At 63.2% G+C, this 11,963-nt stretch carries 12 protein-coding genes; 8 read left to right on the plus strand and 4 right to left on the minus strand.

Going from position 1 to position 11,963, the window contains the following annotated elements:
* Positions 1-8: 8 nt before the first annotated feature.
* Both CEQ44_RS00340 and CEQ44_RS00345 read right to left on the minus strand, forming a co-directional pair.
* The gene (locus tag CEQ44_RS00340) at positions 9-587 is read right to left on the minus strand and encodes a MarR family winged helix-turn-helix transcriptional regulator (RefSeq protein ID WP_088185326.1); all 579 of its coding nucleotides are present in this window, start codon (positions 585-587) and stop codon (positions 9-11) included.
* A 43-nt stretch (positions 588-630) separates the two neighbouring features.
* Positions 631-1,026 (minus strand): nuclear transport factor 2 family protein, encoded by a 396-nt coding sequence (locus tag CEQ44_RS00345; protein ID WP_088185325.1) that lies wholly within the window; start codon positions 1,024-1,026, stop codon positions 631-633.
* A gap of 80 nt (positions 1,027-1,106) precedes the next feature.
* On the opposite strand from CEQ44_RS00345, the gene CEQ44_RS00350 reads away from it, so the two are divergent.
* From CEQ44_RS00350 to CEQ44_RS00360, 3 genes are read left to right on the plus strand one after another with little or no spacing between them, the layout of a single operon-like run.
* Entirely contained in the window at positions 1,107-1,496 is a 390-nt protein-coding gene (locus CEQ44_RS00350; RefSeq protein ID WP_088185324.1) for an ester cyclase, read from the plus strand.
* Between the two features lie 13 nt (positions 1,497-1,509).
* Positions 1,510-2,259 carry an SDR family oxidoreductase gene (locus tag CEQ44_RS00355; RefSeq protein WP_088185323.1) on the plus strand — a complete coding sequence of 250 codons (750 nt, stop codon included), beginning with the start codon at positions 1,510-1,512 and terminating at the stop codon, positions 2,257-2,259.
* Positions 2,260-2,275: 16 nt separating this feature from the next.
* Positions 2,276-2,779: a DUF3237 domain-containing protein gene (locus CEQ44_RS00360; RefSeq protein WP_088185346.1), complete on the plus strand. Its 504-nt coding sequence runs from the start codon at positions 2,276-2,278 to the stop codon at positions 2,777-2,779.
* A 90-nt stretch (positions 2,780-2,869) separates the two neighbouring features.
* On the opposite strand, the gene CEQ44_RS00365 is transcribed toward CEQ44_RS00360, so the two are convergent.
* Both CEQ44_RS00365 and CEQ44_RS00370 read right to left on the minus strand, forming a co-directional pair.
* Complete coding sequence (locus CEQ44_RS00365; protein ID WP_176400403.1) at positions 2,870-4,999, minus strand: acetate--CoA ligase family protein; 2,130 nt, start codon at positions 4,997-4,999, stop codon at positions 2,870-2,872.
* Between the two features lie 118 nt (positions 5,000-5,117).
* Entirely contained in the window at positions 5,118-5,564 is a 447-nt protein-coding gene (locus CEQ44_RS00370; protein WP_088185321.1) for a MarR family winged helix-turn-helix transcriptional regulator, read from the minus strand.
* A gap of 131 nt (positions 5,565-5,695) precedes the next feature.
* On the opposite strand from CEQ44_RS00370, the gene CEQ44_RS00375 reads away from it, so the two are divergent.
* From CEQ44_RS00375 to CEQ44_RS00390, 5 genes are all read left to right on the plus strand, one after another.
* Positions 5,696-7,114 carry an aldehyde dehydrogenase family protein gene (locus tag CEQ44_RS00375; RefSeq protein ID WP_088185320.1) on the plus strand — a complete coding sequence of 473 codons (1,419 nt, stop codon included), beginning with the start codon at positions 5,696-5,698 and terminating at the stop codon, positions 7,112-7,114.
* Between the two features lie 169 nt (positions 7,115-7,283).
* Entirely contained in the window at positions 7,284-8,027 is a 744-nt protein-coding gene (locus CEQ44_RS00380; RefSeq protein ID WP_254913901.1) for a DUF4198 domain-containing protein, read from the plus strand.
* A gap of 72 nt (positions 8,028-8,099) precedes the next feature.
* Positions 8,100-8,228 (plus strand): hypothetical protein, encoded by a 129-nt coding sequence (locus CEQ44_RS24770; RefSeq protein WP_254913902.1) that lies wholly within the window; start codon positions 8,100-8,102, stop codon positions 8,226-8,228.
* A 23-nt stretch (positions 8,229-8,251) separates the two neighbouring features.
* A complete protein-coding gene (locus CEQ44_RS00385) occupies positions 8,252-9,466 on the plus strand; it encodes a DUF1624 domain-containing protein (RefSeq protein ID WP_088185318.1) in 1,215 nt (404 codons plus the stop codon).
* A gap of 315 nt (positions 9,467-9,781) precedes the next feature.
* On the plus strand, positions 9,782-11,911 hold the full coding sequence (locus CEQ44_RS00390) for a TonB-dependent siderophore receptor (protein ID WP_088185317.1): 2,130 nt from the start codon (positions 9,782-9,784) through the stop codon (positions 11,909-11,911).
* Positions 11,912-11,963 lie beyond the last annotated feature (52 nt).

The raw sequence follows: 11,963 nt of genomic DNA on the forward strand, positions 1-11,963 counted from the left end.
TTCGGGGATCAGGCGGCTGGCTCGTCGTCGCCTTCGGGCCGGGTGAATTCGAGGAAGCGGCTGTTGCCGCTGTCGTCCGTGGCTTCAAGCGTATCAACCAGCGTGTCGAGATACTGGTTCAGCATATCGACCTCCGGCGTCGTCAGCGCGGAGACGAGATAGGTCGCCACCTTGTCCGTCTGCGGGCGCATCAGGCCGTAGAGACGCCGGCCTTCGTCGGTCAGGACCAGCGTCTTGCGCCGTTTGTTGGCGGGGTCGCGCTCGACCGCGATGCGGCCGTGCTTTTGCAGCGCGGCGACGGCGCGGGAGACGCTCATCGGATTGACGCCGGTCATTTCGGCCAGTTCGTGGCTGGCCGAATGGGGGTGGCGGCCGATCAGCATCAGCAGGCGAAATTCATTGAGGCTGATCTTGTAGCGATGTTCCAGATAGGTGGAGAAAGGCGCCATCAGCTTGTTGGACAGCCGCAGCAGCCGATGGAGCGTGTCCGCAGGGCTGATTTCGGCAGCGCGCGGCCGCGGCGACTTGGAGGACGCGGACGATTTCCTGGGCGGGCTGCTGTTCGACATGGTCTTCCGATAGGACATCTGGCGGCGGTGAAGTCAAGCCATGGGTGGCGGCTTGAGTTCCCTAGCCGACGATCGCGCAGCCGACGCTGGTGAATTTGCCGTCAGCGACGTGATAATGGATATATTGGCGCATTTCCTGCACCTGCCCCTTCATGATCGGGGCGAACTGGTCCAGCCCTTGCGAGGCCAGCGTGGCGGCGTCGAGATCCTTTGTGCCTTCGACGCGGATGATCCCTTCGAGCGCGACCAGATCGGCGCTGGAGGCGAAGCGTTCGATCGTCAGGGTTTCGATGACATGGGCGTGGAGGAAGGTGTAGAAGCGCTTGAAGGCTTCGCGGGTGCTAAGGTCCACGCCAAAGAAGCGGATGCTGGCGCCCGGCGCGTAGAAATCGAAAACCGTGTCATAGTCGCGGTCGTTGAACGCCCGCGCGTAGCGATCATAGTCGGCGCGATCCATCGCCCTCTCCCTCTGTTATGACTTGCCGTTTTAATAACGATCGTTATCATAATAGGAAAGCAGAAAATGAGGAGAGGGTTATGACCTATAGCGCGCAGGAGCAGCGCAACCTGGACCTGGTGCAGGCGATGTTCGAGCAGGTGCTGATCCCGATGGATGGCGATGCGGCCGACCGCTTCATCGCGCCGGACTATATCCAGCACAACCAGTGGGTCGATACCGGGCTGGAGCCGCTGAAGGCGTTCCTGCGCAAGGTGCGCGGGGAGAACCCGGATGCGGTGCATGACATCAAGCGGCGCTTTGCCGACGGCGACCATGTGATCGTCCATTATCATGTGCGGCGGTGGGCGAGCGACATCGGCTTTGCGGCGATGGATATTTTCCGCATCGAAGGCGACAAGATCGTCGAGCATTGGGACGTGGTGCAGGATGTGCCGGTCGACAGTCCCAATCCCCATTCTCCCTTTTAAGGTTGGAGAGCACATGCGGTTTACGGATAAGATCGTCCTGGTGGTGGGCGGCAATAGTGGCATTGGGCTGGCCAGCGCGCAGGCCTTTGCGGCGGAGGGGGCCCGCGTGCGGCTGACCGGGCGCGACCAGGCGACGATCGATGCGGCGGTTGCGGGCATCGCCGGTGCCAGGGGCTATCGCGCGGACATTGCCGATCTCAACGCGATGGACTCGGTGATCGCCGATATCGCCGCGCAGGACGGGCGGATCGATACGCTGTTCGTCAATGCGGGCGTGGGCGGCTTTGCGCCCTTCCGCGACCTGACGCCCGATGATTGGGACCATGTCCATAGCGTCAACCTGCGCGGGTGCGTGTTCGCCATCCAAAAGGCGTTGCGGCTGATGGGCCGGGGCGGGTCGATCGTGGCGACGGGATCGATCGGCGGCCATGCCTTCGTACCGGGCAACACCGCCTATGCCGCGGCGAAGGGCGGGCTATATGCCGCGATAAAGGTAATAGCGGGCGAACTGGTGGGTGAGGGCATCCGCGTCAATCTGGTCAGCCCCGGCCCGATCGAAACGCCGCTGCTGCATCGCAATCCGGGCATGAGCGACGATGATGTGGACAATATGCGCGAGATGATGATCGCGGCAGTGCCGATGAAACGCATGGGGCGAGCCGACGAGGTCGCGCGCGCCGTTCTGTTCCTGGCGTCGGACGAGGCCAGTTTTATCACCGCCGCCAATCTGTTCGTGGATGGCGGCACGCTGGAATTGGGCTGATTGGGGAGTTGGAATGATGAGTGATCTGTTTTCGACGCTGGATAATCCGCGGCTGGAATTTGCGATGGAGGTGCGGCTGCAATTTCCGCGGGTGCAGACCATCGTCAATACACCGATGGGCGGCAACCGCAGCGCCGTCTATGTCGATGGCGGGACGTTCGAAGGGCCACGGATCAAGGGCAAGGCGGTGCCGGGATCGGGTGGCGACTATGCCTATTTCCGGCCGGACGATGTGGCGGTGTTCGATGCGCGCTACATGCTGGAGGAGGAGGACGGCACGCTGATCCTGCTTAACAATCGCGGATTCCTGTGGGGGCGCAAGCCCGATACGATGGCGCGGCTGCGCGACTGGGCGTTCGGCGAGGGGGAGCCGGTGGCGCAGCAGGATTATTATCTGCGCGGCAATCCCAGTTTCGAATGTCCGGTCGGCAAGCATGACTGGCTGACCAAGCATGTGTTCATCGGCGTTGGCGAGCGGCGCGCGGATGGGAATGTGCTGCGTTATTATGCGCTGACCTAAAAAGGACATCCGTTCGCTTCGAGCGAAGTCGAGAAGCGGCTAGCGCGGCGCTTCACGTTTCTCGACTTCGCTCGAAACGAACGGCGTTGGTTAAAGCGAGATCAGCGCGTCCAGGGCGATGGCGCCCTGCCCCGCCGGATAGACGATCACCGGGTTGAGATCGACTTCGCGAATGGCGGGCGTGGCGGCGACCATTTGTCCCAGGCGCTGGACGATGTCGGCGACCGCGCCGATGTCCATTGCAGGGGCGCCGCGGAAGCCGTCGAGCAAAGGCGCCATCCGCAGCGTGCGGATCTGCGCGATGATCGCGTCGCGGGTCAGGTCGGGCGGCAGCAGGCAAACATCGTGCAGCAGTTCGGCCGCGACGCCGCCGAAACCGACGAGGATGGTCGGCCCCCAATGCGGATCGTTGCGCGCGCCGACGATCAGTTCGACGCCCTTGGCCGCCATCCCCTCCACCAGCACGCCGTCGAGCGCGAGGCCGGGGCGCGAGGCGGCGAGGTTGGCCATCAGCCGGTCCCATCCCTGCGTCACGGCTTCCGCGTCCGCGAGGTTGATGATGACGCCGCCGGCGTCGCTCTTATGCGGCAGTTCGGGCGACTGGGCTTTCAACACCACCGGATAGCCGAGGCGATCGGCGGCGGTCACGGCTTCTTGCGCCGACTGGGCGAGCGCGAAAGCGGGGAAGGCGATGCCCTGCGCGCCCATGATCGCCTTCGACCGATATTCGGGGATGGTGCTGCCGACCTGCGCCAGATCGGCGATCGGATCGGCGGCGAGCGGGGCGACCGCTTCGTCGCGTTGGCGATGGGCGGCAATGCGGGCGAGTGCGCGCAGCGTCCGTTCGGCGGTGGGCAGATAGGTGACGCCAGCGGCGCGCAGCGCGGCGAGATCGTCGGCGAAGACGCCGCCGCCTTCATCGACGCCGCCGACGATGACAGGCTTGGTTTCGCCGATGGCTTTCAGTGCGTCCAGAACCGCCCCGAACTTGATGTGCGAGGTGCCGGTGTCGGTCTGGATGAGGGTAAGGAGGATGGTGCCGATCCGGTCGTCCTGCGCCAGCGCGGCCAGCGTGCGGCCGTAGAGGCCGGGATCGACCAGCCCCTGAGCGGTGATGTCCATCGGGTTGGTGACGGGGACGAAATCGGGTAGCGCCGCGCGCAGCGCCGGGCTGTCAGCATCGGTGAGTTCGGGCAGGTCGAGCGCGACCGCTTCAGCGAGGTCGAGCATCATCGCCTTGAACGCGCCGGATTCGGCGATGACGCCGGTGCCGCCGATCCCGGCGTCGGGCGAGCGGGCGAGGATTTCGACGATGTCGCCCAGTTCCTCCAGCGAGTCCGCCAGGATGACACCGGCGCGCTGGACATGGACGGCCATGACGGCATGGTCGCCCGCCATCGCGCCGGTATGGGTGGCGGCGCTTTCCGCCCCTGCCGCGCTGCGGCCGGGATGAAGCAGGACGACCGATTTGCCCGCCGCCTTGGCCGCGCGGGCGGCGGCGAGGAAGCGGGCGGGGTCGCGGACATGCTCGGCGATGAGGGCGATGACGGCGGTGTCGGGCTGGTCGACCAGATAGGCGAGATAATCCTCTATCCCGCTGGCTGCTTCATTGCCGGTCGAGATGTAGCAGTTCAGGGGCACGTCGCGGTGGATCATCGTCGTCGCGAGCACCGCGGCCATCGCGCCCGATTGCGAGACAATGCCGACGCGGCGATCGCCCTGCGCCTTGGCTTCGGGCATTTCGATGAAGGTCAGCGAGACATTGTCGCGGAAATTGACGAGGCCCAGGCAGTTCGGCCCTTCGACCACCATGCCGTTTTCATGGGCAATGCGGGCGATCTCCTGCTGGTCGGCCAGACCCTGCGGCCCGTCTTCGGCGAAGCCGGCCGAGAAGATGACGGCGGCGCGGACGCCGCGGCGGGCGAGGCCGCGCATCGTGTCCAGTACACCCGCGCGCGGAATGGCGAGGACAGCGACATGGACACCTGTGGGGAGATCATCGACCGAGGCAACGCAGGGCCGCCCGCCAATGTCCGTGCGCTTAGGATTGACCAGATGAATGTCGCCGTCGAAACCCTGCCGCACGAGGTTAGCCAGCACCGATGCGCCCAGCGCGCCGGGCTTGTCGGACGCGCCGACGATCGCGACCGACCGGGGGCGCAGCAGGCAGTCCAGCGCGGCGGACGGCAGGCCATGGCCCAGGATTTCCGGTTCATCCATGCAAACAGCTTCCGTCACGCGCGTCCCTCTTCCTGTCACGCGGCGCTATTGGGTCGAATCGGCCGCCTAGTTCGCGCTGATTGTGCGCCTATGATACAATTTGTGCAAGCCTGCGTAATCAGTCGTCGTCGTCCGGGGCGTCGGTCGCGGGGCCGAGTCTGGCGAGCAGGTCGTGCAGGGTCACCAGTTCATCGGCGCTGAGCCGCTGCGTCATGCGCGCGTCGGATTGGCGCACCGCAGCCAGCATGGTTTCGAGCTGGCGTGCGCCTTCGGGCAGCAGGGCCAGGGCGTTGGTGCGCAGGTCGCGGCCCGGCCGCCGTTCCACCAGACCCTTGTCGGCGAGGATGTTGACCAGCTTCATCGCGCTGGACCGGTTGATGCTGAGCGCGCGGCCCAGCGCGGTCTGATCGCAGCCCGGATTGTCGCGGATCAGGATGAGCGCGGTCATCTTCGCGGGCGACAGATCATAGGCGGCCAGCGCGGCACGGGCGTCGGTTTCCATCAGCAGATTGGCCTGCTGCACGCGATAGCCGACGAGCGTCTGGAGATCGGCCCCCTGTTTCATCTTTCACAATATCCTCTTGTCAAAATTGTATCCCAGGCGCACATATACTGTCTATAGTTGTCCGCCGCGCAAAGCGATAGTCAATGCCCGCCCGGATCGGCCTGCGATAGCCATATAAAGGAGAGCGACTCATGGATCATGAATTTGCGATGTTGATCGACGGCGCACTGACGCCGGGCGTCAGCACGTTCGACGTGGTGAACCCGGCGACGGCGGAATCGTTCGCCGCCTGCCCCAAGGCCGACGAGGCGCTGCTGGAACGGGCGATCGCGGCGGCCAAGCGCGCGCAGCCCGGCTGGGCCGCGACGCCAGTGGAGGAACGCGCCGCGCTGGTGAACAAACTGGCCGATGCGCTGGAGGCGCGGATCGGCGAGTTCGCCAGCCTGCTGACCGCGGAACAGGGCAAGCCGCTGGACCAGGCGGGGTACGAGATCATGGGCAGCGTCTTCACCCTGCGCGCCTTTGCCGCGATGCGGGTGGAGCCGAAGGTGTTGAAGGACGAGGGCGGCAACAAGGTGATCGAGCATCGCACGCCGCTGGGCGTGGTCGCATCCATCACGCCATGGAATTTCCCGCTGATCCTGCTGATGAACAAGCTGGGGCCGGCATTGGTGACCGGCAACACGATGGTCGCAAAGCCCGCGCCCACGACGCCGCTCACCACCCTGTTGTTCGGAGAACTGGCCATGGACATATTGCCGGCCGGCGTGCTGAACATCGTGTGCGACCAGAATGAGCTGGGTCCGTTGATGACCGGGCATCCCGATATCGCCAAGGTCGCCTTCACCGGATCGACCGCGACCGGCAAGAAGGTGATGGCGTCGTCCGCCGGCACGGTGAAGCGGGTAACGCTGGAACTGGGCGGTAATGACGCGGCGATCGTGCTGGACGATGTCGATGCGCGGCAGGTGGCCAAGAAGGTCTATCAGGGCGCGATGACCAATGCCGGGCAGATCTGCGTCGCGGTGAAGCGCGCCTATGTGCCCAGCATCATGTATGACGAGTTTTGCGACGAGCTGGCGAAGCTGGCCAATGAGGCGATCGTCGACGATGGCGCCAAGCAGGGGACGACCATCGGTCCGGTGCAGAACAAGATGCAATATGACAAGGTCACCGCGCTGATCGCGGACGCCAAGACGCGCGGCACGGTGCTGGCGGGCGGCGAGCCGATGGATCGGCCGGGCTATTTCATTGCGCCGACCATCGTGCGCGACCTGCCCGAAGACGCGCCGTTGGTGCAGGAAGAGCAGTTCGGCCCGGTGCTGCCGGTCATGAAATATGATGATATCGCCGATGTGATCGCCCGCGCCAACGATAGCGATTATGGCCTGGCTGGTACGGTATGGGGCAAGGATGTCGCGCGCGCGACGGCGATCGCGATGCAGATCGACACCGGCACGGTGTGGGTGAACCAGCATCTGGCGATCGACGCCAATATCCCCTTCCGCGGGGTGAAACAGTCCGGGCTGGGCGGCGAGCTGGGCGAGGCGGGGCTGCTGGAATATACCCAGGCGCATATCGTCAACATCGTGGAACTGGAAAACGCCTGACCGTCATCCCATCGTAACGTGAAGGAGGGCCGACGACGCATAATGCGTCTTCAGCCCTCTCTCTTTGACATTTTCAACCTGGTCGGTCGCCATATTCGGAACATTCCATCGCGTGGTCATCATAGCCTCGATCCCCAAGGGACTATCCCCTGATCGAGGAGTCTAACAGTTGGCTTTTTCCCGCCCCGCTACAGCCGCTGTCGGCGTCGTCACCCTGGCTGCCATGGCCATGCCCGCCAGCGCTCATGGCATTTGGTTCGCGCAGCGCGCCCGCCAGCTGGCGTTGATCTACGGCGAGGGCGCGGATGATCTGGACGCGGTCAAGCGGTTGCCGCTGGTCAAGTCCGTCACCGGTTATGACGCGGATTGGGCGCCAGTAAGCATATCGCTGCGCACGGCCGGCGTGATCCCGGTGGTGGACAGCCAAAAGCCGGTCGCGGCCGTCGCGGCGATCATGGACTATGGCTATTGGAGCAGGACGCCCGATGGCGAGTGGCATAATAAGGGTCGCGACCAGGTGCCGACGGCGACGCTGGCCGAGCATAATTTTAAATATGCCGTCCATCTGGCGCAAGTGCCGACCAAGCCGGTGCCGCTGTTGAAGGGGCATATGCTCCAGATCGTGCCGGTGGATACCGCCATTCCGCAGACGATGGGTGCGCCCATGAAGGTCCGCGTCTATTATAAGGGCCAGCCGATCGCGGGTGCGACGGTGATGCAGGATTATGTCAACGATCCCGACGAAGCCGCACCCGCCAAGACGGCGGCCGACGGCACCGCGACGATCAAGCTGCGCAACCAGGGCATCAATGTGCTGATGGCGATCTATGTCGGCCAGACGACCAACAAGACGGTCGATCATGAGGAATATCGCGCGTCGCTCAGCTTCGTGTTGCCGCACGCGCCGGAATGAGCGTCCGGCGGTGCTGCGCTTGGGTGTTGCGCGCGTTGACAGCGGTGAAAATGGAATGATATAAGATATCATTTGCTGCATGTGTTGCCGGTGGGCGGCACTCAGGACTGGTATTTGCCCGACAAGGGCGACGCGACCGCCGCTATGACCGTCAAGACGGTCGGCTTCTATAAGGATCTCTTCCAGCCCAAGGGCGCGTGACGAGCAGGGTAAGGGACAGAATGATGAGCAGCATTGCGGGGCAGGCGCCCCTATCAGGCTTTAACCCCGGCGCGACGGGTCCGGTCGCGGCGGCCAAGGCGCGCACCCGCCTGATCGCCATCGACGCGCTGCGCGGGCTGGTCATGCTGTTCATGCTGGTCGATCATGTGCGCGAGACATTTTTCCTGCATTTGCAGGTGACCGACCCGGTGGACGCCAACACGACCGATCCGGGCCTGTTCTTCACCCGGTTCCTGTCGACCTTCTGCGCGCCGACCTTCGTCGCGCTGACGGGCCTGTCCGCCTGGCTCTATGGCCAGTCACACAGCAAAGGCCAAGTGTCGGAATTTCTGCTGAAGCGCGGGCTGTTCCTGATCTTTCTGGAATTTACCGTGGTCGGCTATGCTTGGCCGACGCAAGCGCCCGCCTTTCCGCCGACAGCGATCTGGTTGCAGGTGATCTGGGCGATCGGGATCAGCATGGTGGCGCTCGCCGCGCTGCTGCATCTGCCCCGACCCGCACAGTTCGCGGTCGGTCTGGCGATCGTGTGCCTGCACAATCTGCTCGATCCGATCCGGCTGACGGCGGATTCGCCGTTCTTCATACCCTGGGCGATGCTGCACCAGCGCGAGAAGTTCGAGATCGCCGGCACGATGGTCAAGACGACGTATCCGATCCTGCCGTGGATCGGTGTGATCCTGCTGGGCTATGCGTGCGGGCCGTGGTTCGCGCGGGGCACCGATCCAGCGCCGCGCATTCGGCGACTGGCGATGCTGGGGCTTGGCCTGATCGCCAGTTTCGTGCTGATCCGCTATATCAACATCTATGGCGACAAGCCCTGGTTCGTGGCGGAAACGCCGCTGCGCACGGTGATGAGATTTCTGGCGCTGACCAAATATCCGCCCTCGCTGCTGTTCCTGATGCCGACCATCGGCACGGGATGCCTGTTGCTGGCGCTGTTCGAGCGGTTCGAGGGCAGCAAGGCGATGCCGCATCTGGCGATGTTGGGCGGCGCGCCAATGTTCTATTATATGCTGCACCTCTATGTGCTCAAGCTGATCTACAATGTCGCGCTGCTGCTTTACGGCCCGACACAGGGAACGGTGTTCGGCGTCGATGAGCTGCGCTGGGTGTGGATCTGGGTCTTTATTCTGATCCCGGTCCTCTACTTCCCGACCCGCTGGTTCGCGCAATTGAAACAGCGTCGCAAGGATATCTGGTGGCTCAAATATCTCTAAATGGGTGCATGGCCGCTGCCTTCGGGAAGCGGCCATTTTGCGGGAGTTTCGCCGGGTTGGGCGCAGTCATCGCGCGCAGCATTTTCATGCCGTGGCGCCGCGCGATTCACAATTTTGCACCGTCCCATGCGCCAAGTTTGACGTAATATATCCGTAACTCAACCTAGCCTCTCCTTCAGAAGAGGTGATTGAAAACACCCCGTGGACCGGCCCCGACGACAGGATGCAACATCCGCGCAGGAAACAATAAGAGCAGCAGCCGGTCCCCGTTTCGCAGGACATTCGGGAACAGCGATTTCATAAGGGGATATCATCATGCGCACATCATCGGCCCGTCGCCTGGCCTTTATCGCCAGCACCGCCGCCATCGCCCTGTCTGCCGCCGCACAGGCGCAGGAACCCGCCGCCGCCAGCGCGGACGGCGACATTGTCGTTACTGGCTTGAAGCGCCAATATTTCGGCGACACGCCGGTCAAGGAAATCCCGCAGGCGGTCCAGTTCCTGGAAGGCAAGCTGCTGAACGACCTCAACATCACCCGGCTCGACACCGCGCTGGAACTGGCCAGCGGCGTGTCCAAGCAGAATAATTTCGGCGGCCTGTGGGACAGTTTCGCCATTCGCGGCTTTGCAGGCGACGAGAATTTCCCCAGCGGCTTCCTGGTCAACGGCTTTAACGGCGGCCGCGGTTATGGCGGGCCGCGCGACGCGTCCAACGTCGAGCGGATCGAAGTGCTCAAGGGGCCGAACGGCGCGCTGTTTGGTCGCGGCGAGCCGGGCGGCACGGTCAACATCGTGACCAAAAAGCCAACCTTCAACGAAAACGGCCACTTCGCCATTTCGGGCGGCAGCTTCGAAACCTATCGCGTCGAGGCCGACTATAATCTGCCGCTTAGCGACAGCATCGCCATCCGCATCAACGGGTCGTCCGAACAGGCCGAGAGCTTCCGCGACACGGTGGAGACGCAGAAATATACGCTGACGCCGTCGGTTTTGCTGAAGCTGTCGGACAAGGACATTTTCACCTACGAACTGGAATATGTGAAGCAGGAAGTGCCGTTCGATCGCGGCGTGGTCGCCATTCCGACGGTCACGGCGAGCGGCACCACCTACAAGCTGGGCGCTATCCCCAATTCGCGCTTCCTGGGCAACCCCAATGATGGCCCGATCAAGATCGGCGTGCTGGGCCATCAGGCGCAATATCAGCATGATTTCAGCGACGATTGGACGCTGATGCTGGGCGCAGGTTACAAGGACACGACGTTCGAGGGCTATTCGAGCGATCCCGAACTGGCGGTGGGCCGTCAGCTGATCGACAATGACGGTCGCACCCTGTCGCGCCAGCGCCGCTATCGCGATTACAGCACCACCCATATGGTGTTCCGCGGTGAAATCAGCGGCAAGTTGAACACCGGGTCCATCGTCCACAATATCCGCATCGGCGGCGATTGGGATCGCTTCAAGATCAAGACGTTCCAGCTTCGCTATCGCCCGACGGCGGCCGACCAGTCCTATTCGATCGACATCTTCAATCCCAACTATAATATTCCCGCGCCCACGCCGACGAGCGTCATCCAGAATTCCACAGAAATCCAGAAGGCCTGGGGTATCTACGCCCAGGACCAGATCGAGATCACCGAGCAGATCAAACTGCGGTTCGGCGGCCGCTATGACGACTTCAGCCAGGATATCGACAACCGGCTGGGCGCCACCAACCCGGCATCCTACACCAAGTTCAGCCCGATGGCGGGGCTGGTGTTCGAACCGACGCAAAGCCTGTCCTTCTACGCCAGCTATGGCAAGGGGTTCCGGCCGAACAGCGGCGTCGATGTGAACAACAATCCCTTCGCCCCGGAAATCAGCAAAAGCTACGAAGTCGGCGCGAAGTTTGTGACGCCCGATGGCCGGATCACCAGCACGCTGTCGCTCTACAAGATGAAGAAGAGCAATGTCCTGACCGCCGATCTGCTGACCGGCCTGTCGGTGGCGGTGGGCGAAGCCAAGAGCCAGGGCGTGGAGTTCGACATTAACGCCAAACTGCCCGCCGGGTTCGAAATTTTCGCGACCTATGCCTATACCGATGCGGGCTGGGCGGACGACTATGCGTCCGCCGGTGTGCTGAAGAACGATCCGTTGCTCAACATTCCCAAGCATCAGGCCAATTTCCTGTTGTTCAAGAATTTTGCGATCGGCGATCATGAAGCGATGCTGGGCGCGGGCGTGACTCATCTCAGCAAGCGGCTGGGCCAGACGGCGGCGAATTTCTATCTGCCCAGCTACACCATCGCCAAGATACTGGGGTCGTTCAACATCACAGAACAGATCAAGCTGTCGGCGGACGTCAACAACCTGTTCGACAAGAAATATTATGCCAGCTCCTATTCGGCGCTGTGGGTCCAGCCGGGCACGCCGCGGTCGTTCACGGTGCGTGCGAGCTTCGACTTCTGATGCCATATCGTCGGGGTCCGCCCACCCCGACCAGCCGCCGTTGTCCCCCCCT

The sequence above is a fragment of the Sphingobium sp. Z007 genome, assembly GCF_900013425.1.
GTDB lineage: Bacteria > Pseudomonadota > Alphaproteobacteria > Sphingomonadales > Sphingomonadaceae > Sphingobium.

What these genes read in the sequence shown, in the direction of transcription:
- CEQ44_RS00340 (WP_088185326.1), bottom strand. Translation starts at nt 587, where the DNA reads ATGTCCTATCGGAAGACCATGTCGAACAGCAGCCCGCCCAGGAAATCG.
- CEQ44_RS00345 (WP_088185325.1), bottom strand. Translation starts at nt 1,026, where the DNA reads ATGGATCGCGCCGACTATGATCGCTACGCGCGGGCGTTCAACGACCGC.
- CEQ44_RS00350 (WP_088185324.1), top strand. Translation starts at nt 1,107, where the DNA reads ATGACCTATAGCGCGCAGGAGCAGCGCAACCTGGACCTGGTGCAGGCG.
- CEQ44_RS00355 (WP_088185323.1), top strand. Translation starts at nt 1,510, where the DNA reads ATGCGGTTTACGGATAAGATCGTCCTGGTGGTGGGCGGCAATAGTGGC.
- CEQ44_RS00360 (WP_088185346.1), top strand. Translation starts at nt 2,276, where the DNA reads ATGAGTGATCTGTTTTCGACGCTGGATAATCCGCGGCTGGAATTTGCG.
- CEQ44_RS00365 (WP_176400403.1), bottom strand. Translation starts at nt 4,999, where the DNA reads ATGGATGAACCGGAAATCCTGGGCCATGGCCTGCCGTCCGCCGCGCTG.
- CEQ44_RS00370 (WP_088185321.1), bottom strand. Translation starts at nt 5,564, where the DNA reads ATGAAACAGGGGGCCGATCTCCAGACGCTCGTCGGCTATCGCGTGCAG.
- CEQ44_RS00375 (WP_088185320.1), top strand. Translation starts at nt 5,696, where the DNA reads ATGGATCATGAATTTGCGATGTTGATCGACGGCGCACTGACGCCGGGC.
- CEQ44_RS00385 (WP_088185318.1), top strand. Translation starts at nt 8,252, where the DNA reads ATGAGCAGCATTGCGGGGCAGGCGCCCCTATCAGGCTTTAACCCCGGC.
- CEQ44_RS00390 (WP_088185317.1), top strand. Translation starts at nt 9,782, where the DNA reads ATGCGCACATCATCGGCCCGTCGCCTGGCCTTTATCGCCAGCACCGCC.